This window comes from Cellulomonas sp. ICMP 17802 (genome assembly GCF_041295535.1).
Taxonomy (GTDB): Bacteria; Actinomycetota; Actinomycetes; order Actinomycetales; family Cellulomonadaceae; genus Cellulomonas.
Genome location: NZ_JBGFQZ010000014.1, coordinates 1 through 23,639, shown reverse-complemented (window position 1 = coordinate 23,639; position 23,639 = coordinate 1). Strand labels below are relative to the sequence as shown.

General features: G+C 73.5%; 18 protein-coding genes and 2 tRNA genes. 5 read left to right on the top strand and 15 right to left on the bottom strand.

From position 1 onward, the window contains the following. Window positions 1-7: 7 nt before the first annotated feature. Window positions 8-634: a 2-phospho-L-lactate guanylyltransferase gene (gene cofC, locus AB5970_RS12085; RefSeq protein WP_370504191.1), complete on the bottom strand. Its 627-nt coding sequence runs from the start codon at window positions 632-634 to the stop codon at window positions 8-10. Between the two features lie 36 nt (window positions 635-670). Between cofC and AB5970_RS12080 the strand changes: the two genes are divergently transcribed. After that, window positions 671-1,249, top strand: coding sequence for an HhH-GPD-type base excision DNA repair protein (locus AB5970_RS12080; protein WP_370504190.1), 579 nt, complete (start codon window positions 671-673; stop codon window positions 1,247-1,249). Here AB5970_RS12080 and AB5970_RS12075 read toward each other — a convergent pair. From AB5970_RS12075 to AB5970_RS12060, 4 genes are read right to left on the bottom strand one after another with little or no spacing between them, the layout of a single operon-like run. Then, a complete protein-coding gene (locus AB5970_RS12075) occupies window positions 1,233-1,997 on the bottom strand; it encodes a coenzyme F420-0:L-glutamate ligase (protein ID WP_370504189.1) in 765 nt (254 codons plus the stop codon). The genes AB5970_RS12080 and AB5970_RS12075 overlap by 17 nt on opposite strands. Beyond that, on the bottom strand, window positions 1,994-3,010 hold the full coding sequence (locus AB5970_RS12070; RefSeq protein ID WP_370504188.1) for a TIGR03557 family F420-dependent LLM class oxidoreductase: 1,017 nt from the start codon (window positions 3,008-3,010) through the stop codon (window positions 1,994-1,996). Before AB5970_RS12070 ends, AB5970_RS12075 begins: the two co-directional genes overlap by 4 nt. A 59-nt stretch (window positions 3,011-3,069) precedes the next feature. Further along, window positions 3,070-4,371: a M1 family metallopeptidase gene (locus AB5970_RS12065; RefSeq protein ID WP_370504187.1), complete on the bottom strand. Its 1,302-nt coding sequence runs from the start codon at window positions 4,369-4,371 to the stop codon at window positions 3,070-3,072. After that, a complete protein-coding gene (locus tag AB5970_RS12060; RefSeq protein WP_370504186.1) occupies window positions 4,368-8,204 on the bottom strand; it encodes a Pls/PosA family non-ribosomal peptide synthetase in 3,837 nt (1,278 codons plus the stop codon). Before AB5970_RS12060 ends, AB5970_RS12065 begins: the two co-directional genes overlap by 4 nt. Before the next feature lie 172 nt (window positions 8,205-8,376). Here AB5970_RS12060 and valS point away from each other — a divergent pair, with 172 nt between their 5' ends. Then, window positions 8,377-11,016, top strand: coding sequence for a valine--tRNA ligase (gene valS / locus AB5970_RS12055; protein ID WP_370504185.1), 2,640 nt, complete (start codon window positions 8,377-8,379; stop codon window positions 11,014-11,016). Between the two features lies 1 nt (window position 11,017). After that, complete coding sequence (locus AB5970_RS12050; RefSeq protein ID WP_370504184.1) at window positions 11,018-12,823, top strand: AMP-dependent synthetase/ligase; 1,806 nt, start codon at window positions 11,018-11,020, stop codon at window positions 12,821-12,823. A gap of 125 nt (window positions 12,824-12,948) precedes the next feature. Here the strand turns inward: AB5970_RS12050 and AB5970_RS12045 are convergent, their stop codons facing one another. From AB5970_RS12045 to AB5970_RS12000, 10 genes are all read right to left on the bottom strand, one after another. Beyond that, window positions 12,949-14,145, bottom strand: coding sequence for a hypothetical protein (locus tag AB5970_RS12045; protein WP_370504183.1), 1,197 nt, complete (start codon window positions 14,143-14,145; stop codon window positions 12,949-12,951). Between the two features lie 123 nt (window positions 14,146-14,268). Beyond that, window positions 14,269-14,583, bottom strand: a complete 315-nt coding sequence (locus AB5970_RS12040) for a chorismate mutase (RefSeq protein ID WP_370504182.1) — start codon at window positions 14,581-14,583, stop codon at window positions 14,269-14,271. Between the two features lie 31 nt (window positions 14,584-14,614). Continuing rightward, window positions 14,615-15,892 (bottom strand): ATP-dependent Clp protease ATP-binding subunit ClpX, encoded by a 1,278-nt coding sequence (clpX, locus tag AB5970_RS12035; protein WP_370504181.1) that lies wholly within the window; start codon window positions 15,890-15,892, stop codon window positions 14,615-14,617. Between the two features lie 219 nt (window positions 15,893-16,111). Continuing rightward, complete coding sequence (locus tag AB5970_RS12030; RefSeq protein WP_370504180.1) at window positions 16,112-16,816, bottom strand: ATP-dependent Clp protease proteolytic subunit; 705 nt, start codon at window positions 16,814-16,816, stop codon at window positions 16,112-16,114. A gap of 34 nt (window positions 16,817-16,850) precedes the next feature. After that, the gene (locus AB5970_RS12025; protein ID WP_370504179.1) at window positions 16,851-17,468 is read right to left on the bottom strand and encodes an ATP-dependent Clp protease proteolytic subunit; all 618 of its coding nucleotides are present in this window, start codon (window positions 17,466-17,468) and stop codon (window positions 16,851-16,853) included. A gap of 168 nt (window positions 17,469-17,636) precedes the next feature. Next, window positions 17,637-18,296: a dihydrofolate reductase family protein gene (locus AB5970_RS12020; protein ID WP_370504178.1), complete on the bottom strand. Its 660-nt coding sequence runs from the start codon at window positions 18,294-18,296 to the stop codon at window positions 17,637-17,639. 78 nt (window positions 18,297-18,374) lie between these two features. After that, window positions 18,375-19,763 carry a trigger factor gene (gene tig / locus AB5970_RS12015; protein ID WP_370504177.1) on the bottom strand — a complete coding sequence of 463 codons (1,389 nt, stop codon included), beginning with the start codon at window positions 19,761-19,763 and terminating at the stop codon, window positions 18,375-18,377. A 183-nt stretch (window positions 19,764-19,946) separates the two neighbouring features. Then, window positions 19,947-21,239 carry a nucleotide disphospho-sugar-binding domain-containing protein gene (locus AB5970_RS12010; protein WP_370504176.1) on the bottom strand — a complete coding sequence of 431 codons (1,293 nt, stop codon included), beginning with the start codon at window positions 21,237-21,239 and terminating at the stop codon, window positions 19,947-19,949. A gap of 76 nt (window positions 21,240-21,315) precedes the next feature. Then, on the bottom strand, window positions 21,316-22,278 hold the full coding sequence (locus AB5970_RS12005) for a DUF389 domain-containing protein (protein WP_370504175.1): 963 nt from the start codon (window positions 22,276-22,278) through the stop codon (window positions 21,316-21,318). Between the two features lie 69 nt (window positions 22,279-22,347). After that, window positions 22,348-22,421 (bottom strand) — tRNA-Pro (locus tag AB5970_RS12000). A 107-nt stretch (window positions 22,422-22,528) separates the two neighbouring features. On the opposite strand from AB5970_RS12000, the gene AB5970_RS11995 reads away from it, so the two are divergent. Then, window positions 22,529-22,599 (top strand) — tRNA-Gly (locus AB5970_RS11995). Window positions 22,600-22,953: 354 nt separating this feature from the next. Then, complete coding sequence (locus tag AB5970_RS11990; RefSeq protein ID WP_370504174.1) at window positions 22,954-23,556, top strand: DUF1269 domain-containing protein; 603 nt, start codon at window positions 22,954-22,956, stop codon at window positions 23,554-23,556. The last annotated feature ends 83 nt before the right edge of the window (window positions 23,557-23,639 follow it).

Here is a 23,639-nt window from a genome sequence, read left to right as displayed (position 1 = left end):
GCCGACGCTAGCCCACCGGGTCGGCGTCGAGGCCGAGCACCGCGTGCGTCGCCGGCCCGACGCCGAGCCGCTCGACCTCCGCGAGGTCGTCGGCGACGTCGACGTCCCGCCGCACGGTCGAGGTCGCGGGCACGGCGAGCCGGACGTGCCCGGCCCGCTCGTGCGCGGCGGCCGAGCCGGCGCCGAACCGGGGCTCGAGCGCGAGACCCGGCAGCGCAGTCAGGAGGGTGGTCCCCGTGCCGCCGGCGTCGGCGACCACGGCCCGGTCGTGCGCGGCCGCCATGCTCAGGGCGTCCGCGAGGTCCGCCGGCCGCAGCGCGGGCAGGTCGCCCAGCAGCACGGCGACGCCGGCGTCGAGGCGTCGCGCGCGGTCGATCCCGGCCCCGACGGCCGCGTTCAGGCCGCCGCCCGGCTCGCCGACCAGGTCGGTCGACGACGCGAGCAGCTCCCGCAGCACGGGGTCGGCGGTGACCACGACGACCCGCTCGACGCCCTCGGCGGCCGAGGCCGCCGCGATCGTGTCCAGCGCCATCGCCCGCACCAGCCGCTCCCGGGCGCCGGCGGACAACGACCCGGCCAGCCGCGTCTTTCCCTCGGCGGCCGGCTTCACAGGCACCACGACGACCCATCGCACGGGCGCATCCTCCCCCACTCGCGAGAGGATGCCGTCATGACGCTCTGGCTCACCGGCGACCCGACCGCCGACCAGCTCCTGACCGACGACCCGTTCGCGCTGCTCATCGGCATGCTCCTGGACCAGCAGGTCACCATGGAGTCGGCCTTCGCGGGTCCCGCCAAGATCGCCGACCGCATGGGCGGCCTCGACGTGCACCGCATCGCGGAGGCGGACCCGGAGACGTTCGCGGCCCTGTGCGCGACGCCGCCGGCCGTGCACCGCTACCCCGGCTCGATGGCCGGCCGCATCCAGGCGGTCGCCGCGGCCGTGGCCGCCGACTACGACGGCGACGTCACGCGGCTGTGGACCGACGGCGACCCCGACGGAGCCACGGTTCTCAAGCGGCTCAAGGCGCTGCCCGGCTTCGGGGACCAGAAGGCGCGGATCTTCCTGGCCCTGCTGGGCAAGCAGCGCGGCGTGCAGCCGGCCGGGTGGGCCGAGGCCGCCGGCGCCTACGGAGAGCCCGGGTCGCGCCGGTCCATCGCCGACGTCACCGACCCGGTCTCGCTCGGCGAGGTCCGCGCGACCAAGCAGGCGGCCAAGGCGGCCGCGAAGGCTACTGCTGGCCCCTGAGCGCGTCCTTCCAGCCCTGCGAGTACGCCTCGGCGCTGCCCTGCTGGAACATGTCCTCGTCGCCCAGCCGCACGAGCACGCGCGCACCCGGGCCGTCGTCGACGGTCACCAGGTGCCCGAGCCCGCGGACGACCGCCAGCGGCCTGCCGAGCGCCTTGCCCTTGACCAGCTCGCCCGCCGATGCGATCTCGTCGGCCACCGCGGCCTGCGTCATGATCAGCGGGCGGCCGAACGTGTCCACCTGACCGCGCAGGTCGTCCAGCACCACGAGGCCGGCCGCGCCGATCGCGATGTCGGTGACGCCCTGCCGCCACGGCCGCCCGGCCGTGTCCGTGATGACGACGCCGATGCGCACGCCGAACGCCTGGGAGAGACCGGCCCGCAGGCGGCGCGCGGACCCGTCCGGGTCCACCGGCAGCAGCAGCACCGTCCCCTCGGGGGTGTTCGACGCGTCGACGCCGGCCGCGGCCATGACCAGGCCCAGCCGGTTCTCGACGATCCGCGTCACGCCCGAGGCGTGCTCGCGGGTGGCGACGACGCGGACCGTCTCGTCGGTGATCGCCTGCTCGCGGTCGTCGGCGGACACCACGCGACCCTCGGCCTTGGAGACGACCTTCGACGTGAGCACGAGGACGTCGCCGTCGACCGGCGGGTCGTCCCGCAGCAGCTCGGTGAGCAGAGCCACGAGGTCGTCCCCCGGCGCGATCTCCGGCAGGCCGTCGGGCGCCCAGACCCGGATCTCGGTCATCGCACCAGCTTGGGCAGCACGTCCGCCCCGAACGTCTCGATCCACTCGCGCTGGTTGCGGCCGACGTTGTGCAGGTAGATGCGGTCGAACCCGAGGTCGACGTACTTCTGGATCTCGGCGCGGTGCACGTCGGGGTCGGCCGAGATGACCATGCGGCCCTCGAAGTCCTCGGGGCGCACCAGCTTGGCCATCTGCTCGAAGTCGAACGGCGAGCGGATGTCAGCCTTGGGGAACTTCATGCCGCCGTTGGGCCACTCGTGCATGGCGTGCGCGAGCGCGAGCTCGTCGGTCTCGGCCCACGACAGGTGCAGCTGCAGCACCTTCGGCATGGCGTCCGGGTCCTTGCCGGCCTCGCGCGCGCCCTCGTCGAACTTGCCGAACAGCCCCGAGATCTTCTCCAGCGGCGCCCCGACCGTGATGAGCCCGTCGGCGAGCCGGCCCGCGCGCTTGGCGGTCACCGGACCGGCGGTGGCCACCAGGATCTCGGGCGCGACCTCCGGCATGGTCCACAGACGCGTCGACTCGAGCTTGTAGAACTGGCCCGCGTGCTTGACGTCCTTGCCCGCGATCGACGACGAGAAGAGCTTCTTGATGATCTCGATGGCCTCGAACATGCGGTTGATCCGCTCGGGGGCCTCGGGCCAGTAGTTGGCGACGATGTGCTCGTTGAGCGCCTCGCCGGAGCCCAGCCCGAGCCAGTGCCGGCCGGGGTACATCGCGGCGAGCGTGGCCGACGCCTGCGCGACCATCGCCGGGTGCCAGCGGAACGTCGGCGCGGTGACGCCAGGACCGATGTCGCCGGTCGTGCGCTCGCCCAGCGCGGTGAGCACGTTCCAGACGAACGCCGCCTGGCCCTGCGCGGGCACCCACGGCTGGTAGTGGTCGGCCGCCATGACGCCGGAGAACCCGTGCGCCTCCGCGTGGGCGGACAGGTCGACCGCCTCGGTGGGGTGGAACTGCTCGAGCATCGCCGCGTACCCGACCGTGAGGCCGTCCGCCGTGACCTGTGCCATCAACACTCCTGTCCAACGGGGGTCCGCGGTGCTCCGCGTGGTCGTCCCCTCCCATCACCCTAAGCGCGAGCAGCCGCCGGGAGCGCGGGCAGCGCCTCGCGGTACAACCAGTCGTCCAGCAGCGGGCCGACGAACATCCCGGCGATCTCGCTGGCCGTCGCGACGAACAGCGCGGTGCTGACGGACCCGTGCCGGAACCGGGCGGTCCACGCGCGCAGGAGGTCGAAGAACGTGGTGTCGCCCACCGTGAGCCGCAGGGCGTGCAGGGCGAGCGCGCCGCGCTTGTAGAGGCGGTCGTCGAACATCGCGTCGGGCCCGGGATCGCCGATCACGAGGTCCTGCTGCAGGCCGGACAGGCGCGTCCAGGCGGTCCGCGCGTGCCGCTCCGCCGTCCAGCCGCCCGCCTCCTGCGACCAGAGCCACTCGGCGTAGCAGGCGAACCCCTCGTGCAGCCAGATGTCCTTCCAGCGCGCGACGGTCAGGCTGTTGCCGAACCACTGGTGCGCGAGCTCGTGGGCCACCAGCCGCTCGGACCCGCGCCGCCCGTCCAGGTGGTTGGCGCCGAACACGGACAGCCCCTGGGCCTCGAGCGGGATCTCGAGGTCGTCGTCGGTCACCACGACCGTGTACCCGCCGAACGGGTACGGCCCGAACCGGTCCTCGAACAGCCTGAGCATCTGCGGCTGCCGCCCGAGGTCGTGCTCGGCGGCGGCCCGCAGCCGCGCGGGGACCAGCACCTCGCCCCCGGCCCACGCGCGCGTGTACCGGCCGATCTGCACGGTCGCCAGGTACGGGGCCATGGGCTCCGGCTGCTCGTACACCCAGCTCACGCGCCCGGCACGCGGGGTGCGGGACACCAGCCGCCCGTTGGCGACGACCTCGTAGCCCGCTTCGGCCGCGACGGTGATGCCGAACGTGGCCTTGTCCGCCGGGCTGTCGTGGCACGGGAACCAGCTGGGCGCACCGTCGGGCTGACCCGCGACGATGACCCCGTCCTCCAGCTCCTCCCAGCCGACCTCGCCCCACGGGCCCTTCACGGGTCCGGGCTGCCCGCCGTAGTGCACCTCGACGACGAGCGGCGTCCCCGCGGGCACCTCGCGACCGAGCCGGACCACGAGCCGACCCCCGCGGTGCGTCCACCGGTCGGGCCGGCGTCCGCCCACCAGCACGTGCGAGACCCGCAGCCCGTGCAGCTCGAGCGCGACCCTGTCGAGGGGTCGCAGCGCGCGGGCGTGCACGACGGCGCGGCCGGCGAGGCGGTTGGTGGCCACGCGGTACTCGAGCTCGAGCTCGTACCGGTCCACCGTGATGCCCCCGTCGGGCCGCCCCGGCAGGTAGGGGTCCTCGGGCGGGCTGGTCACGCGGGGGCCACCGGGTTGCCGGTCCACCGCGACCCGGCGGGGATCGCGTCGCCGCGCAGCACGAGCGACGCCGGCCCGACGCGCGCGCCGTCGTCCAGGCTCGCCGCGGGCAGAACCACCCCGTGGGGACCCAGGCTCGCCCCGTGCCCCAGCACCACCGTGTCCATGCTCATCACCCGATCATGGAACAGGTGGGTCTGCAGCACGCAGCCGCGGTTGACCGTGGCGGCGTCGCCCAGGGTGACCAGGTCCGCCTCGGGCAGCCAGTACGTCTCGCACCACACCCCGCGCCCGATGTGCGCGCCGAGGCTGCGCAGCCACACGGTGAGGGCCGGCGACCCGGACGTGGCCGGACCGAGCCACGGCACCGCGACCACCTCGAGGAAGGTGTCCGCGAGCTCGTTGCGCCACACGAACGAGCTCCACAGCGGGTGGTCGCCCGCGCGCAGGCGACCCACCAGCAGCCACTTCGCCGCCGTCGCCACGACGCACGCGACGAACGCGGCGACCAGCACCACGACCGGGGAGGCGAGCGCGGCCGCGCCGAGGCCCCACCGGTCGAGCACCGCCTGCAGGGCCAGCAGGACGAGCACCCCGAGCCCGAACGTGCAGATCACGGGCACGATCCTGCACAGCTCGACGAGCGCGCGGGCCACCCGCAGGCGCGTCGGGGGCTCGAACGTGCGGGCGTCGTCGGACTCCCCCGCCACGCGCCGCAGCCGGACCGGCGGCGAGCCCAGCCAGCTGGTGCCGGCGCGGGCGTCCTCGGGCGTGGCCGACAGCACCGCCACGAGCCCCCGCTTGGGCACCGCGCGACCGGGCGCGATCATCCCCGAGTTGCCCAGGAACGCCCGCTTGCCCACCCGGCTGCGCTCGACCCGCAGCCAGCCGTGCCCCAGCTCGTAGGAGCCGATGAGGGTGTCGTCGGCCAGGAACGCGCCGTCGCCCACCGACGTCATGGACGGGATCATCAGCGCGGTCGACGCCTCGACGTCGTGGCCGACGTCCGCGCCGAGCGCTCGCAGCCAGGCCGGGGTCGCCATGCTCGAGTACAGGGGGAACAGCGTGGTGCGCGCGTCGTCCATGAGGCGCAGCGTGGCCCAGATCTGCCACCCCGGCCGGCTGCGCACGGGGTGGTAGCCCTCGCGCATCCCGAGCGCCAGCAGCCGCACCGCGACCAGCGTGACCACGGCGAGGACGACCACCATGGTCACCGCGCCCAGCGGCACCGCCTTCAGGGCGTCGACGGCGGCGTCCCGCCAGGTGACCGAGCCGCGCAGGCCCAGGCCGACGACCCACAGCCCGCACGCCGCGGCGACCACCGGCAGGGCCGCGAGCGCGGCGGCGGTCACGCCGTACACGCCCACCCACCGGGCCCCCCGCGGAGCACGGTCGCGCGGCCAGTGCCGGCGAGCGGGTCCGTCGAAGGTCGCCGGCGAGCCCACCCACAGCTCGCCGGGCGGCACCGAGGTGAGCACCGCGGAGCCCGGGGCCACCTCGGACCACGCCCCGACGCGCGTGCCGGGGGCAAGGGTGCTGCGCGTCCCCACGGTCGCCCGCTTGTCGATCCGCACGCGGCCCACGCGCAGGACGTCCCCGTCGAGCCAGTGCCCGCGCAGGTCCACCTCGGGCTCGACCGAGCAGCCGTTGCCGAGCGTGAGGAGGCCCGTGACCGGCGGCAGCGCGTGCAGGTCGACGTTCTTGCCCACGGTCGCCCCGAGCGCCCGCGCGTACTCCGCCACCCACGGCGCGCACGAGAGGTTCTCCGCGCCCGCAGCGGCGGCCCACGACTCCGCGAACCAGAGCCGCAGGTGCACCGACCCGCCGCGCGGGTACCGGCCCGGCTCGATCCGGCCCACCAGCCCCCTCGCGACGAGCACCGTGGTCCCCATCCGGCCGAGCGGGCTGATGAGCACCACCCAGCCGAGGGCCACCCACCACCAGACGCCGGGCACGACGGGCACCCACGGCGCCCCGGTGGTGGCCACCAGCAGCGCGTCGGCCGCCAGCAGCCACGTCAGCCAGCGCAGCCCGACCAGGGCGGCCAGCGGCACCGCCAGCACGGTCTGCAGCAGCTGGGCGCTCCACGGGGTCGGCGGGACCACCCGCTCGTCGGCGACCACCGGCGGCTCGAACTCGTCCAGCCGGTCCGCCAGGTCGCCGAGCCGCGGGTTCTCGTACACGTCCGCCACGGTCACGGTGGGGAACCGGGCGCGCAGCGCGCTGACCAGCTGCGCGGCCACCAGGCTGCCCCCGCCGGACGCGAAGAAGTCCTCGTCCCGGCCCGCCACGGCGACCCCGAGCGCGGCGGTCCACCGCTCGGCCACCCACGCGCCGGTCGGGGTCAGCCCGACGGGGGGCGCGGACTCCTCGTCGGGGCGCTCCAGGGGCCAGGGCAGCGCGTCCCGGTCGACCTTGCCGGACCCGCGCGTGGGGATCGCGTCGACCACCGCGAGCAGCGGCACGAGCGCGGCGGGCAGGCTGCCGCTGAGCCGGCGCCGCGCCTCGGCCAGGTCCACCTCCGTGTCCGGCTCGGGCACCAGGTAGCCGACGAGCACGGCGGTCCCCGCGGGCGTCCGGCGCACCGCCGCCGCCGCACCGGCCACGCCCGGCAGCCCCAGCAGCGCGGAGTCGACCTCGCCGAGCTCGATGCGCCGGCCGCCCACCTTGACCTGGTCGTCGGCCCGCCCCACGAAGAGCAGCCCGGCCGGCTCGTACCGGACCAGGTCGCCGCTGCGGTACGCCCGCTCCCACCCGAGCCCGTCGACGGCCGCGTACTTCTCCGCGTCCTTGGCCGGGTCGAGGTACCGCGCCAGGCCGACGCCGCCGATGATCAGCTCGCCGACCTCGCCCTCCGCCACCTGCTGCCCGTCGGGCGCCACCACCGCCAGGTCCCAGCCGTCCAGCGCGTGCCCGATGCGCACCGGTCCGTCGCCCGTGAGCAGCGCGGCGCAGGCGACCACCGTGGCCTCGGTCGGGCCGTAGGTGTTCCACACCTCGCGCCCGTCCCCCACCAGCCGCGCGGCCAGCTCGGGCGGGCACGCCTCGCCGCCGAAGATGAGCAGCCGCACCCCGGCCAGCTCCTCGCTGCGCCACAGCCCCGCGAGCGTCGGGACGGTCGAGATGACCGTGATCCGCTGCGCGACGAGCCACGGCCCGAGGTCCATGCCCGTGCGCACCAGAGCGCGCGGTGCCGGGACCAGGCACGCGCCGTGCGCCCAGGCGAGCCACATCTCCTCGCAGCTGGCGTCGAACGCCACCGACAGCCCGGCGAGCACGCGGTCGCCCGGTCCGAGCGGGGCGTCCTGCAGGAAGAGGCGGGCCTCGGCGTCGACGAACGCCGCGGCGGACCGGTGGGTGACAGCCACGCCCTTGGGCGCGCCGGTCGACCCGCTGGTGAAGATGATCCACGCGTCGTCGTCGAGACCCGGCCGCCTGGGGGTCGTGCCGCGAGCCGTGGCCAGACCCCCCTCCGTCAGGACGCGGGCGACGCCCGCCTCGCCGAACACGGTCCGGGCGCGCTCCGGGGGGTCGTCGACGTCGACCGGCACGTACGCCGCCCCCGCGGCCAGCACCGCGAGGATCGCCGTGTACAGCCCGGCCGTGCCCGACGGGATCCGCACGCCGACGCGGTCGCCGGGACCGATCCCCGCCGCGGTCAGCCCGCCCGCGGCGTCGCGCACCGCGTCGGCCAGCTCTCGGTAGGTCAGCACCGCGCTGCCGTCGTCGATCGCGGGGGCGTCAGGGTGCGCCGCCACGGTGGCGTCGAGGACGTCGAGCAGGGTGCGTGGGGGCGCGGCGAGGTGGGACCGGAGGAAGCCCTCGGGGGCCATCGCCAAGCCTCCCCGTGGTTCCGTGTGCCGTGTGTCCACCCGATCATGCGCTCCCGACCGGCGAAGGGCGATCCTGTCACCCCGCCCGCGCCGAGCCGGCATCGTTCACCGAACGTTCGCCGGATGGTCGCCCGGCCGCCGCGGCCCCACCGATCTGGGAAGATGTCTGCCCATGAGCTCCGACTCCCCCTCCACCCCCGACGCCCCCCTGATCACCGCGGGCACGCGGCAGGTACCGGACCGGGTCTCCCTCGAGGGCGTAGAGACGCGCTGGGACGAGGCGTGGACCGCCCAGGACCTGTACGCGTTCGACCGCACGGCCACCCGCGAGCAGGTCTTCTCGATCGACACGCCCCCGCCCACGGTGTCGGGGTCGCTGCACGTCGGCCACGTGTTCTCGTACACGCACACCGACGTGGTCGCCCGGTTCCAGCGCATGCGCGGCCGCGAGGTGTTCTACCCGATGGGCTGGGACGACAACGGCCTGCCCACCGAGCGCCGCGTGCAGAACTACTACGGCGTCCGCTGCGACCCGTCGCTGCCGTACGACGAGGACTTCACGCCCCCGTTCGAGGGCGGCGAGGGCAAGTCCGGACTCCAGCTGCCGGTGAGCCGCAAGAACTTCGTCGAGCTGTGCGAGCGCCTGACGGTCGAGGACGAGCAGCTGTTCGAGGCCCTCTGGCGCCGCCTCGGCCTCTCGGTCGACTGGTCGCGCACGTACCAGACGGTGTCCGCCGAGTCGCGGGCCGTCGCCCAGCAGGCGTTCCTGCGCAACCTCGCGCGCGGCGAGGCGTACCAGGCCGAGGCGCCCGGGCTCTGGGACGTGACGTTCCAGACGGCGGTGGCCCAGGCCGAGCTCGAGGCCCGCGACTACCCGGGCGCGTTCCACCGGGTGGCCTTCCACGGCGCCGACGGTCCCGTGTACATCGAGACCACCCGCCCCGAGCTGCTGCCCGCCTGCGTGGCGCTCATCGCGCACCCCGACGACGAGCGGTACCAGCACCTGTTCGGCACCACGGTCCGCTCGCCGCTGTTCGACGTGGAGATCCCCGTGCTGGCCCACCCGCTGGCCGAGCCCGACAAGGGCGCGGGCATCGCGATGTGCTGCACGTTCGGCGACCTGACCGACGTCCAGTGGTGGCGCGAGCTGCAGCTTCCGACGCGCTCGGTGGTGGGCCGCGACGGCCGCATCCTGCGCGACACCCCGGACTGGCTGTCGTCCGACGCCGCGCGCGCCCGCTACGAGGAGCTGGCCGGGAAGACGACGTTCTCGGCGCGCGAGGCGGTCGTCGCCGGCCTGCGCGAGACCGCCGACCTGGACGGCGAGCCGGTGAAGACCGAGCGCAAGGCCAACTTCTACGAGAAGGGCGACAAGCCCCTCGAGATCGTCACCAGCCGGCAGTGGTACATCCGCAACGGCGGTCGCGACGAGGCCCTGCGCGACGCCCTCCTGGCCCGCGGCGCCGAGCTGGGCTTCAACCCCGACTTCATGAAGGTCCGCTACGAGAACTGGGTCAGCGGCCTCAACGGCGACTGGCTGGTGTCGCGGCAGCGGTTCTTCGGCGTGCCGTTCCCGGTCTGGTACCCGCTCGACGAGCACGGCCAGCCCGTGCACGGCGCGCCGCTGCTGCCCACCGAGGACCAGCTGCCCATCGACCCGTCGTCCGACGTGCCGGCCGGGTACACGGCCGACCAGCGCGGCGTGCCCGGCGGCTTCGCGGCCGACCCCGACATCATGGACACCTGGGCCACCAGCTCGCTGACGCCGCAGATCGTCGGCGGCTGGCGCACCGACCCCGACCTGTTCAGCCGCGTGTTCCCCATGGACCTGCGCCCGCAGGGGCAGGACATCATCCGCACCTGGCTGTTCTCCACGGTGGTCCGCTCCCACCTCGAGCACGGCTCGCTGCCCTGGTCCGACGCCGCGATCAGCGGCTGGATTCTGGACCCCGACCGCAAGAAGATGTCGAAGTCCAAGGGCAACGTGGTCACGCCGATGGGCCTGCTCGAGGAGCACGGGTCCGACGCCGTCCGGTACTGGGCCGCGTCCGCGCGTCTGGGCACCGACGCCGCCTTCGAGATCGGGCAGATGAAGATCGGCCGCCGCCTGGCCATCAAGGTCCTCAACGCCTCGAAGTTCGCGCTGTCGTTCGGCGCGGCGGACGAGCCGCTCGCGCTCGACCCCGCGCTCGTCACGGTCGAGATCGACCGCGCGATGCTCACCGGCCTGGCGGACGTCGTCGAGAAGGCCACCGCCGCCCTCGAGTCGTACGACCACACCCGCGCGCTCGAGCTGTCGGAGACGTTCTTCTGGACGTTCTGCGACGACTACCTCGAGCTGGTCAAGGACCGCGCGTACGGCGACCCGTCGCCCGAGACCGTGTCCGCCCGGGCCGCCCTGGCGATCGCCCTCGACGTGCTGCTGCGCCTGTTCGCCCCGGTGCTGCCGTTCGCCACCGAGGAGGTCTGGTCGTGGTGGCGCGAGGGGTCGGTGCACCGCGCCGCCTGGCCGTCCGCCGCGCCCCTGCGCACCACCGCGGACCCGGCCGTGGTCGGCGCCGCGGGCTCGGCGCTCGCCGCCCTGCGCAAGGTGAAGTCCGAGGCCAAGGTGTCCATGCGCACCGAGATCTCGGCGGTCGAGCTGACCGTGCCCGCCGCCTTGCGCCCGGGTGTCGAGGCGGCCCTGGGCGACGTGCGCGCGGCCGGTCGCGTGGTCGGCACGCTCACGCTGGTGGACGGCGACGGCGAGGCGTGCGTGGCGCGTGACGCCGTGCTCGTGCCCGTCGAGCAGCCGACGGCCTCGAAGGCCTGACGTGCGCGAGTTCCGGTCGGAGACGCTGGTCGAGCTCGACCCCGCGGCGAGCATCCCCGGCCTGCTCGCGGACCGGCTCGCCCAGGACGCCGACGGGGTGTTCGCCGAGCGGCTGGTCGACGGCGCGTGGACCGGCGTGACCGTGTCGGCGTTCGCCGCGGAGGTCACGGCCGTGGCCAAGGGGCTGGTCGCGCGCGGGGTCCAGCCGGGCGACCGCGTCGCGATCATGTCGCGCACGCGCTACGAGTGGACCCTGCTCGACTTCGCGTGCTGGGCCGCGGGCGCTCTCGGCGTGCCGGTCTACGAGACGTCGTCGGCCGAGCAGGTGCGGTGGATCGCGGCCGACGCCGGGGTGCGCCTGGCGATCGTCGAGACCGCCCGGCACGCCGCGGTCGTGGCCGAGGTCCGCGACGACCTGCCGGGGCTGGCCGACGTGCTGGTGATCGACGACGGCGCCGTGGCCACGCTGGTCGACGACGGTGCCACGGTCGGCGACGCCGAGATCGCCCGGCGCAGCGCGCTCGCGCGGGCCGACGACCTGGCCACGATCATCTACACCTCGGGCACGACGGGCCGGCCGAAGGGCGTCGAGCTGACGCACGGCAACTTCGTCGCGCTCACGCTCAACGGCGTCGCGGGCCTCGGCGAGGTGTGCGCCGCGCCGGGGTCGCGCACGCTGCTGTTCATGCCGCTCGCGCACGTCTTCGCGCGGTTCATCCAGGTGCTCTGCGTGCCCTCCCGCGCGGTGCTGGGCCACACGCCGGACGCCAAGCACCTGCTCGAGGACCTGGCCGCGTTCCAGCCGACGTTCATCCTGGCCGTCCCCCGCGTGTTCGAGAAGGTCTACAACTCGGCCGAGCAGAAGGCGGGCTCGGGGACCACCCTGAAGGTCTTCCGCTGGGCCGCGAAGGCCGCCGAGGACTACTCGCGGGCGCTCGACGGCTCCGGCCCGGGCCCCGCGCTGCGCACTCGGCACGCGCTGGCCGGCGCGCTGGTGCACAAGAAGCTCCGCGCCGCGCTGGGCGGCCGCGCGCAGTTCGCCATCTCGGGCGGCGCGCCCCTGGGCGAGCGGCTCGGGCACTTCTACCGCGGCATCGGCGTGCGGGTGCTCGAGGGCTACGGACTGACCGAGACCACAGCACCGACGGCGGTGAACCGGCCCGGGCTCACCAAGGTGGGCACCGTCGGGCCGGCGTTCCCCGGTACGGCGCTGCGGGTGGACGACGACGGCCAGGTCTTCGTGGCCGGGCCGCACGTGTTCCGCGGGTACCGGCACGACGCCGAGGCCACCGCCGAGGCCCTGGTCGACGGCTGGTTCCGCACCGGCGACCTGGGGACCCTGGACGACGACGGGTACCTGCGGATCACCGGCCGCACCAAGGAGATCATCGTCACCGCCGGTGGCAAGAACGTCGCCCCGGCCGTGCTCGAGGACCGGCTGCGCGGCCACCCGCTGGTCAGCCAGGTCGTCGTGGTCGGCGACCAGCGCCCGTTCATCGGCGCCCTGGTCACGCTCGACGCCGAGATGCTGCCCGGCTGGCTGGCCAACCACGGGCTGCCGGCCATGTCGGTGGAGGCGGCGGCCACCGACCCCGCGGTGCTCGAGGCGCTCGACCGCGCCGCCGAGCGCGCCAACGAGGCTGTCTCGCGCGCCGAGTCCATCCGCAAGCTGCGCCTGCTCACCACCGACTTCACCGAGGCGAACGGCTACCTGACCCCGTCCCTCAAGGTGAAGCGCGCCCTGGTGCTCAAGGACTTCGCGGCGGACATCGACGCCCTGTACACGGACACCCGCACCACCGACTGACACCCCCCGCGCAACGTCCGCACTCCGGGGGCCCCTGGCCCGCACGAGTGCGGACGTTGCGCTCATGGGAACCGGGACGTCCGAGCAGATGCAGCCCGGGGGCCACATCTGCTCGGACGTCGCGGCTAGACCACCGTGCGGAGGCGGGCCTGGTCGGCCGACTGGGTGGGCACCGACTCGCTCGGGGTCGAGTCGTCGGACCAGCGCAGCACCGCGCCGATGCCGTCGACCAGGTCGACCGTGCCGTCCTCGGCGAACGTGAGGCCGGCGTCCTGCCCGAGCGCGGCGCGCACCAGGGCGACGTTGGCGTCCATCTCCCGCGCCTCGCCGGTCACTCCGATCGACGAGAGGTCCGCGGCGCTCGTCGCCACCTGCAGCGGTTCCGGCCCCACCCACAGCGTCCGCTCGGCCAGCCCGGACGTCAGCGCGTCGACGTGCAGCACGAGCTCGGAGACCTGGCCGCGCCGCAGCACCTCGATGACGTCGTCGAGCGCGGTCACGGCCCCGCCGCCGCGCCCCTGGGCCTCGCGGAACCGGTCGAGCACCGCATGCCGGCGTCGCTCCCGGAACCCGGCGAGCGTCTCGGTCACCTTGGCGCCGAACGACCCCCGGTTCACGCCCTCGCCCCGGCCCCCGCCGGGGACCTCGACGAGCAGCTCGCGCGTGTGCTGCCCCACGGCCTCGCACACCAGCGACACGGCCCGCACGTCGCCGGTCACCAGCACCAGGTCGGGGCTGCGCTCGGCGACGCGCTTGTCCAGCACCGCGGCCACGGCCTCCGCGTTGCGCTCCCAGGAGTCCTCCGCCCGGGTCTGGCTGCGCCGGTCGAGGCCGCCCTCGCGCGTCTTGTGCACGTCGTCGTGCCCGCCGTCCACGGTCTCGATCTCGGGCCCGCCCTCGGTCCGCACCGTGCCGCCGGCCGCCCAGGTCAGGTCCGCGCCGTTGCGGTCCACCTCGACCAGCAGGTAGGTGACGGTCTCGTCCGCGGCCCGCACGGCCGGCAGCAGGGCCGGCGCCGGCCCGAACACCGCGTGCGACTGCGCCGGCGGTTCCGCGAGCACCCGGTCGACCACCACGGCCCCGGCGTCGGCGACGACGACACGACCATGCGGCCCGCGCACCCCGGTCGGGCGCGACACCACGTCCGCGATCTGGTCGAGCACGCCCGCCGGCGCGCCGTCCCGCTCGAGCGAGCGTCGGACGGCCTTCCACCGCTCGAGCGCCTCCGCGTCACCGGTCGCCCCGGCGCGCGTGGCGTCGAGGTAGACGGTGGTGAACGGTGACGGGCGGCCGAGCAGTGGCTTGAGCCAGTGCAGGTCCATGGGCAGCACCTCCGGGATCGACGATCCCCGGCGACCGCAGGCGCGCTCCGCCCCCGCACGGCCCGCCGGAGCTGACCCCTCCTACCTTCCGCCCCTCAGGGACGGCGCGCCACCCCCGCGGCGTCAGTCTTTCAGCGCGTGGTCCTGCGCGATCGCCTCGTGGTGGCGGATGACCTCCTCGACGATGAACGCGAGGAACTTCTCCGCGAACACCGGGTCGAGGTCGGCGGTGTGTGCGAGCTCGCGCAGGCGCGCGACCTGCTGCTCCTCGCGGGCCGGGTCGGACGGCGGCAGCCCGCTGGTCGCCTTGAGGACGCCCACCTGCTGCGTGGCCTTGAACCGCTCCGCCAGCAGGTACACCAGGGCGGCGTCGATGTTGTCGATGCTCCCGCGCAGCCGCGCGAGCTCGGCGGGGATCGGGGTCGGCAGGTCGCTCACGCACGCGATCCTAGGCGGGATCGCGGGACGGTCAGGCGCTCTTCTCGCGGGGCGTGCGCTTCTCCTGGGTCTCCCGCGGGACGAGCGTCGGGTTGACGTTCTCGAGCACCACGGCGCGGGTGATGACCACGCGGGCCACGTCGTCGCGGCTGGGCACCTCGAACATCACCTGCTGGAGGACCTCCTCCATGATCGCCCGCAGGCCGCGCGCACCCGTGCCGCGCAGGAGCGCCTGGTCGGCGATGGAGGCGACCGCCTCGTCGTCGAACTCGAGCTCGACGCCGTCGATCTGGAACATCCGCTGGTACTGCTTGACCAGCGCGTTCTTGGGCTCCGTGAGGATCCGTACCAGCGCGTCCTGGTCGAGCCGGGAGACCGCGGCGACGACGGGGAGCCGGCCGATGAACTCGGGGATCAGGCCGTACTTCTGCAGGTCCTCGGGGCGGACCTCCGAGAACAGGTCGCCCTCGTCGTGCGCGTCGAGCAGCGGGGCGCCGAAGCCGACCACGCGCTTGCGCGCCCGGGCCGCGATGATGTCGTCCAGCCCGGAGAACGCGCCGGCCACGATGAACAGCACGTTCGTCGTGTCGATCTGGATGAACTCCTGGTGCGGGTGCTTGCGGCCGCCCTGCGGCGGGACCGAGGCCGTGGTGCCCTCGATGATCTTCAGCAGCGCCTGCTGCACGCCCTCGCCGGAGACGTCGCGCGTGATCGACGGGTTCTCGCTCTTGCGGGCGATCTTGTCGATCTCGTCGATGTAGATGATCCCCGACTCGGCCTTCTTGACGTCGTAGTCGGCGGCCTGGATGAGCTTGAGCAGGATGTTCTCGACGTCCTCGCCCACGTAGCCCGCCTCGGTGAGGGCCGTGGCGTCCGCGATGGCGAACGGGACGTTGAGCATGCGGGCCAGGGTCTGCGCGAGGTACGTCTTGCCGGTGCCCGTGGGGCCGACCAGCAGGATGTTCGACTTCGCGATCTCGATGTGGTCGTCGGTCGTCGACGTGCGCGCCTCACCGGCCTGGACCCGCTTGTAGTGGTTGTACACCGCGACCGAGAGCGCCCGCTTCGCGGACTCCTGGCCGATGATGTACTGCTCGAGGAACTCGAAGATCTCCTTCGGCTTCGGCAGCTCGACCAGGCCGACCTCGGTGGCCTCCGCCAGCTCTTCCTCGATGATCTCGTTGCAGAGCTCGATGCACTCGTCGCAGATGTAGACGCCGGGGCCCGCGATCAGCTTCTTGACCTGCTTCTGCGACTTGCCGCAGAAGGAACACTTGAGGAGATCGGCACCGTCCCCGATACGAGCCACGTCGATCCCCTTCCTCGTGTCGCCCTCCGCCCGTCGGGCGGTGCGTCGTTCTTCGCGCCACCCCGCGGGGTGCGCGTCCTCCCCCATTGCACACCACCGCGGCCGGGATGTCAGCCGAACACCCTTCGTGGCGCGGCGCCATTCCACCCGCGCGGCCGCCCACCCGGCGACCGGCGCGGCGACGCCGGACCCGCGTGCGGGTCCGGCGTCGCCGGTCGATCAGTCCGTGGGCTGCACCGTCGTCGGGATGACGCCCTTGCGGCTGGCCAGCACCTGGTCGACGATCCCGTACTCCAGCGCCTGCTGGGCCGTGAGGATCTTGTCGCGCTCGATGTCCTTGCGGACCAGCTCGATGTCGCGGCCGGTGTGGTGCGCGATGGTCAGCTCGAGCCACTCGCGCATCCGGATCAGCTCGTTGGCGTGGATCTCGATGTCGGACGCCTGCGCGTAGCCGCCACCCTCCATCGCCGGCTGGTGGATGAGCACGCGCGCGTTGGGCAGGGCCAGGCGCTTGCCCGGCGAGCCCGCGGCGAGCAGCACGGCCGCCGCCGAGGCGGCCTGCCCGAGGCAGACCGTCTGGATGTGCGGCTTGATGTACTGCATCGTGTCGTAGATCGCCGTGAGCGCCGTGAACGAGCCGCCGGGCGAGTTGATGTACAGGATGATGTCGCGGTCCGGGTCGGTGCTCTCCAGCACCAGCAGCTGGGCCATGACGTCGTCGGCCGAGGCGTCGTCCACCTGCACGCCGAGGAAGATGATGCGGTCCTCGAACAGCTTGGTGTACGGGTCCTGGCGCTTGAAGCCGTAGGCCGTGCGCTCCTCGAACTGCGGCAGCACGTACCGGGCGGCGGGCGACGACGGCGCGAGGCCACCGGGTCCCGCCAGCATCCCGGCGCGCGCCATGAACTGGGACTCCATGCTCATGAGCTTCTCCTCAAAGATGAAAGGTCGGAGGCCGTCAGGCCGTGCCGCCGCCGCCGGTGACGGAGCCGGCCCGCTCGACCACGTGGTCGACGAACCCGTACTCCAGGGCCTCGGGGGCCGTGAACCAGCGGTCGCGGTCGGCGTCGGCGTTGATCTGGTCGACGCTCTTGCCGGTCTGGGCCGCGGTGAGCTCGGCCAGCACGGTCTTCATGTGGAGGATCAGCTGCGCGTTGATCCGCACGTCGGTCGCGGTGCCGCCGATGCCGCCCGAGGGCTGGTGCATCATCACGCGGGCGTGCGGCAGGGCGTAGCGCTTGCCCTGGGCGCCCGACGAGAGCAGGAACTGCCCCATCGAGGCGGCCATGCCCATCGCGATCGTGGCGACGTCCGGCTGGATGTACTGCATGGTGTCGTAGATCGCCATGCCCGCGGTGATCGAGCCACCGGGCGAGTTGATGTACAGCCAGATGTCCTTGTCCGGGTCCTCCGCGGCCAGCAGCATCATCTGCGCGCAGATGGCGTTCGCGTTCTCGTCGCGCACCTCGGAGCCGAGCCAGATGATGCGCTCGCGGAGCAGTCGGTTGTAGATGGAGTCATTGAGGCCGAAGGCCGGGCTGTCGGCCCTGGCCATCATCGGCACTAGCTCGTTCACGAAGGCTCCCTCGTCTGACGGTGACGTCTGTCCTGCACCACGCGGTCCTCCGCTTCCGGAGCCGCGCGATGCAGTGACCCTAACGCGCAGCCACACCGGTCCATGGCCGCGCACCGAGCGTTTTCGCTGACGGCAGAGCAGGGCACCCGGCCGGTCCCGCGAGCGGCCCTACTGCTCGGCGCGGCGGCTGAGCACGAGGTGGACGACTCCGGACGGCGACGGCGTCGCCTCGATCTCGAAGCGCTCCTCGAGCCCCTCGAGCCCGTCCCACAGCCGCTCGCCCCGGCCCAGCACGATCGGCACGACCACGACGTGCAGGTGGTCGATCAGGTCGGCCTCGAGGAACTGGCGGACCGTGGAGACCCCGCCACCGATCCGGACGTCGAGGTCACCGGCCAGCTCACGGGCCCGCGCGAGCGCCGTCACGGGGTCGGCGTCGACGAAGTGGAAGGTCGTCCCGCCCTCCATCTCGAGCGTCGGCCGGGGATGGTGCGTCAGGACGACGACCGGCGTGTGGAAGACGGGGTCGTCGCCCCACCAGCCCTTCCACTCCTCGTCCGCCCACGGACCCCGCTGAGGGCCGAACTTGTTCCGGCCCATGATCTCGACGCCGATCCCGGGCCCCCACTGGCTGGCGAGCGCCTCGTCGACGCCGAAGGACCCCTCCGACTCGCCGTGGATGCCCATCGCGCGGAAGGTGCGCGTCTCGAAGGCCCACTCCATCAGCCGGTGGCCCGCGTGGCCGAACGGGGCCTCGAGCCGCTGGTCCTCGCCCGTGCCGAAGCCGTCGAGGGAGACCGAGAAGTTGTGGACGCGCACGAGGGACATGCGCCCACCCTAGGAGCAGCCGGACGCACGAGGGCCCCGCACCGGTCGTGCCGGTGCGGGGCCCTCGGGTCGGGCGCGTCAGGCCTTGGCGTCCTCGACGGTCTCGGCGTCGTCGAGCACCGAGATGTCCGCGGCGGCGTCGCCACCGGTCACGGCGGCGGCCTCCTCGGCGTCCTCGGCGTCGGAGCCGATGAACTCGGAGAGGTCGACGGCCGCACCGGCGTTGTCGGTGACGGCGACGCGGCGCAGCGCGACGGCGAGGGCCTTCGAGCGGGCGACCTCGGCGACCATCGTCGGGATCTGGCCCTGCTGGTCGATGGTCTGGATGAAGGTGTTCGGGTCCATGCCGTACTGGCGCGACGCGTTCACCAGGTAGTCGAGCAGCTCGTTCTGGCTGACCTTGATCTCGAGCTGCTCGGCGAGCGTGTCCAGGAGGATCTGGTTGCGCAGCGCGGTGGTGGCCTGCTCGCCCACCTCGGCGCGGTGCACGTCGTCCTCGAGACGACCCTCGCCCTCGAGGTGGCGGTGCACCTCGGCCTCGACGACGCCGGTCGGGACCGGGATCTCGGTGGCGGCGAGCAGCTGCTCGAGCAGCAGGTCGCGGGCCTGGACGGCCTGGTTCGAGATCTTGATCCGCGACGCCTGCTCGCGCAGGTCCGCCGTCAGCTCCTCCAGCGTGTCGAACTCGCTGGCCAGCTGCGCGAAGTCGTCGTCGGCGTCGGGGAGCTGGCGCTCCTTGACGGTCGTGGCGGTCACGCTGACCTGCGCGGTCTCGCCGGCGTGGTCGCCGCCCGCGAGCGCGGTCTCGAACGTGGTCGACTCGCCCGACGACAGGCCCGTGAGCGCCTCGTCGAGACCCTCGAGCATGTTGCCGGAGCCGATCTGGTAGCTGACGCCCGAGACGTTGTCGACCTGCTCGTCGCCGATCGTGGCGGTGAGGTCGATGACGACGAAGTCGCCCTCGGCGGCCGGGCGGTCGACGCCGACCAGCGTACCGAAGCGCTCGCGCAGGGCGTCGAGACGGCCCTGGACGTCCTCGTCGGAGACCTCCACGTCGTCTACGGTCACGGCCAGGCCGTCGAGCGCGGGGACCGTGATCTCGGGGCGGACCTCGACCTCGGCGGTGAAGTGCAGCTCGCCCTCGTCGCCCTTCGGCGCGGCGGTCAGGCCGGGGACCTGGGTGACCTCGACCTCGGGCTGGCCCAGCGGGCGCAGCTTGTTCTCGCGGACGGCCTCGGCGTAGAAGCCGGACAGGCCCTCGTTGATCGCGTGCTCGATGACGGCGGGGCGGCCGACGCGCTGGTCGATGATCCGCGGCGGCACCTTGCCCTTGCGGAAGCCCGGGACCACCACGTCCTGGGCGATGTGCTCGTACGCGTGCTCGATGCTCGGCTTGAGCTCGTCGTACGTCACCTCGACGGTCAGCTTGACCTTGGTGGGCTCCAGGGTCTCGACGGCGCTCTTCACTTCGATGGTCTCCAACTGATCGGGGCGGGCGCCGGCGACTCCGGCGATCTCCGTGCTTCAGGGCCGCGCGCGGCCCGTCACCGACCTGTTCAGAGGACCGACGACCGCACGCTGGCGACCCTCGACCTTACGCCACGGCGGGCGGCGGTCCCAAGCCCGCAGGCTGTGGGACCGCCCACGCCGTCACCGGGAGGCACCCGCGACCTCCGTCAGCACCGAGACGGTCCGGGCGACGCCGTCGTACCCGGCGTACTCCTGCGCCAGCTCGGCGGCGCGGCGGGCGAACGACGGGTTGTCGAGCACCCGGCGTACCCCGCGGCGGACCTCCTGCGACGTCGTGCGGTCCGTGAGCCTGTCGGTGGGAAGCGCGAGGCCGACGCCGGACCAGGCGACCCGGGCACCGACCTCCGCCTTGTCCTCCGTGCGACCGGCGACGACGACGGGCACGCCGGCGGCGAGCGCCTGCTGCACCCCGCCGAACCCGCCGTTGGTGACCATGACGTCGACCAGCGGCAGCAGCCGCTCGAACGGCACGAACGGCGTGGCCCGCACGTTGGCCGGGTAGCCCGGGTTCTCCTCGGTGGTCGCGACGACCAGCACCTCCTCGTCGGCGAGCCCGTCGATCGCCGGCCACAGCAGCCGCTCCGGGTCGGTGGCGACGGTGCCCTGCGTGACCAGCACGACCGGCCGACCGGTGGCGCGGGCGTCGAGCACGTCGTCCCACCACGCGGGAGGGTCGAACCGGTCGATGCCGGCGGGCAGGTACGGCCCCACGAGCTCGACGTTCTCGGGCAGGTCGCTGCGGGGGTACTCGAACGACGGCACGGACGTGTGCAGCACGCGGGTGACCGCCGTCTGCACCCAGTCGAGGAAGAAGCCGTCGGGGACGGGCTGCCCGGCGTCGCGGACGACCCGCTCGGCGACCTTCTGGACGTCCCGGAACACGACGTTGCGGGTGAACCACTCGAGCAGGCGGTACCGCAGGCCGTCGAACCCGGTCCGGGGCGGCTGCAGGCCCATGCCGAACGGCGCGGTGTCCTTGCTGGAGATGGCCAGCGGCGAGACCGAGAACAGCACCGACGGCAGGCCGTAGCGGCGGGCGGCGATCCCCCCGGCCAGGAACGCGTTGTCCATGACGACGACGTCGGGGCGCTCGGCGGACACCAGGTCGTCGATGTCGGCCAGGAACCCGGGCACCGTCTCGACGAAGTGGTGCCGCACGTCCCACTGCAGCCGCCTGATGCCGGGGGCCGGGGCACCGTGGGCGAGCGACCACGCGTCGAACTCCGCGTCGTCGATGTCGCGGCCCTGGACGATCGGCGCGTGCTTCGCGCCGGTCGCGGTCACGGCCTGCGCGAACTTGCGACCGGTGTAGACGACGACGTCGTGGCCCTCGTCGACGAGGGCGCGCGCCACGGGCAGCGCGGGTCGCACGTGGCCGGTGGCGGGGGTGAGGGTGAACAGGATCCTGCTCATGGTGAAGCTCTCCAGAGGTGTCGGACGGACAGTCCCTGGACAGGACGCACGGCGATTCGTCCTGATACATCCGATCTCAGCGCCGGCGCAGCAGCCTCTCGCGCAGCCGCTCGCGCCGTTCGGCGAACCGGTTCCACACCGCCTTCTGGAAGACCAGCGTCAGCCAGCCCGCGAGCGCCATGCCGACGATGTTCACGCCCAGCTGCAGGGCGCTCCCCCGCACCTCAGTCATCTGCCCGAATGCCAGCCCGAGCGCGACGTTGCCCGCGGCCGGCACGGTCGTGACGGAGATGAAGACGCCAGCCAGACCCCCGACGCGCGCCGACGTCAACGACAGCACCCCGGCCGCCCCCGCGATGACCGCGACGACGAACGACCACTTGTCGGGCGTGTAGATGAACGCGGTGTCCGGGCGCGGGGCCGTGACCTGCGCGAGCGTCACCCAGCCGACCTGCTTGCCGACGAGGGCGGCCACGCAGGTCACGGCGATGGCGACGAGGAAGCCGACGACCAGCGTCCAGAGCGCGATCCGCAGCAGGTGGAACCGGCGGCGGACGAGCGCGACGCCCAGCGCCGCGATCGGCCCGAACTCGGGCCCCAGCACCATCGCGCCGATGACGAGGATCTGGGAGTCGAGCACGATCGCGATCGCGGCGATGAGCGTCGCGAACGTCATGAAGCTGAGGTACGTCCAGTTGAGCTCCGACTCGGCGTACGCGCGCTTGGTGACGTCGATCCACACGACGGAGTCAGCGCTGCTGCCCGGCGCGAGCCGCTCGGCGTCGTAGCCGCGCTGCGACACCCAGGTGTCCACCGGCTCGACCTTGAGCGTGCCCTCGTGGTGCACGCCGAGCTCCAGCAGCTCGTCGAGCACGTCGTTCGCTGCCTCGCGCGCCACGTCGGCGAGCACGACGTCCCCCGCCGGCCGCCTCGACGCGCCGTCGAGGACCGCGAGGCTGCTCACCGCGGGCGCCCGCTCGAGCGCGGCGACCACGTCCGCGGTCAGGTCGCTCGGCACCGAGATGCGCAGCTGCAGCACGCGGCCAGTGTGTCGCCGTCCGGGCCGGGACAGTGGGAGCCGCACCGTCCGTGCGGCAGGCCCGTGCTGTCGGGGTGGCGGGATTCGAACCCACGACCTTCCGCTCCCAAAGCGGACGCGCTACCAACCTGCGCCACACCCCGTGCGCACCCGGCAGCGGCCCTGACGGGCGACGCGGGTGCACGAGACGCCCTCCTGCACCCGGTACCCTGGGTGCCGCGGTCCGGGCTCCACCAGAGCCGGGACCAGTGCGGACGTAGCTCAATGGTAGAGCCCCAGTCTTCCAAACTGGCTACGCGGGTTCGATTCCCGTCGTCCGCTCCCCTGTCTGGGCTCGTGCACACCGCGAGCGGATCCGCCGCTGGCTGCCCTGAGGCCAACGTGGAGCACGATCCGACCTAGGGCAACGTCTGACCAGACGGTCGACGAGAGAGTGGCCCGACGGTGGCGCTTCCCGAGCCCGGTGCGCGGAGCCTCGTCCTCGATCTGAGCTGACCACCCACCGCCGTCGTGGGCAGCCGCGCTGCGGTACGCAGCCGTACGGCTCCGCGAAGTCTCTCCGTTCGTGACGTCGCGCGCCGCCGTTGGCAGCGGACTCGCGATCTTTGGCATCGCTCTGGCATCGGCCCCGCGGATGCTCGACGAGTCAGAGAAGTTCCGAGTGAAGGAGTGATCATGGTTGAGACGAACGTCGTGGTGGTTCGGTTCGTGGAGCAGAGCAAGGCGTTTCAGGCGCTGAGCGTGCTCAAGGAGTGCAACGCGCAGGGTCGGATCGGTCTCGAGTCCGCGGCGCTGGTGGAGCGCACCGAGGGCGGCGCCCTGCACATCCCCGACGGCGCGGACAACATCGGCCCCGTCGGGGTCCTGTCCGGGTCCCTGATCGGATCGTTGGTGGGTGTCCTCGGTGGGCCGGTGGGGATCCTGCTGGGCTGGGGTGCCGGGGGCCTGATCGGTGGCGCGTTCGACGCGGACCGCCTGGGCACGTCGGAGGAGGCGCTGACCGTGCTGGGGCGGTCGATCCCGTTCGGGTCGACGGCGATCATCGCGACCGTGACCGAGCCGGCCGTCGAGGTGATCGACGTCGAGATGGGACGACTCGGGGGTGAGGTGACGCGGCGCCCGGTCGGCGAGGTCATGGCCGAGCTGGAGGTGGCGGACGCCGCCGCCGAAGCGGCAGCGGCCGAGGCCCGGCGAACGGTGCGCGAGCAGCGCAAGGCGGAGCACCGCGCCAGCGCCGAAGCCAAGAAGGCGAAGGTCAAGGAGAAGCTCCACGTCTGACGAGGAGCACACCGCCGCGGCCCCCCCCCCCCCGCGGGGCCGGCGCCCGGCTGGCCCCGGCGGGGGCGCGCCCCCCCCCCCGG

What these genes read in the sequence shown, in the direction of transcription:
- AB5970_RS12080 (WP_370504190.1), top strand. Translation starts at nt 671, where the DNA reads ATGACGCTCTGGCTCACCGGCGACCCGACCGCCGACCAGCTCCTGACC.
- AB5970_RS12075 (WP_370504189.1), bottom strand. Translation starts at nt 1,997, where the DNA reads ATGACCGAGATCCGGGTCTGGGCGCCCGACGGCCTGCCGGAGATCGCG.
- AB5970_RS12070 (WP_370504188.1), bottom strand. Translation starts at nt 3,010, where the DNA reads ATGGCACAGGTCACGGCGGACGGCCTCACGGTCGGGTACGCGGCGATG.
- AB5970_RS12060 (WP_370504186.1), bottom strand. Translation starts at nt 8,204, where the DNA reads ATGGCCCCCGAGGGCTTCCTCCGGTCCCACCTCGCCGCGCCCCCACGC.
- valS (WP_370504185.1), top strand. Translation starts at nt 8,377, where the DNA reads ATGAGCTCCGACTCCCCCTCCACCCCCGACGCCCCCCTGATCACCGCG.
- AB5970_RS12045 (WP_370504183.1), bottom strand. Translation starts at nt 14,145, where the DNA reads ATGGACCTGCACTGGCTCAAGCCACTGCTCGGCCGCCCGTCACCGTTC.
- AB5970_RS12030 (WP_370504180.1), bottom strand. Translation starts at nt 16,816, where the DNA reads ATGAGCATGGAGTCCCAGTTCATGGCGCGCGCCGGGATGCTGGCGGGA.
- AB5970_RS12020 (WP_370504178.1), bottom strand. Translation starts at nt 18,296, where the DNA reads ATGTCCCTCGTGCGCGTCCACAACTTCTCGGTCTCCCTCGACGGCTTC.
- AB5970_RS12010 (WP_370504176.1), bottom strand. Translation starts at nt 21,239, where the DNA reads ATGAGCAGGATCCTGTTCACCCTCACCCCCGCCACCGGCCACGTGCGA.
- AB5970_RS11990 (WP_370504174.1), top strand. Translation starts at nt 22,954, where the DNA reads ATGGTTGAGACGAACGTCGTGGTGGTTCGGTTCGTGGAGCAGAGCAAG.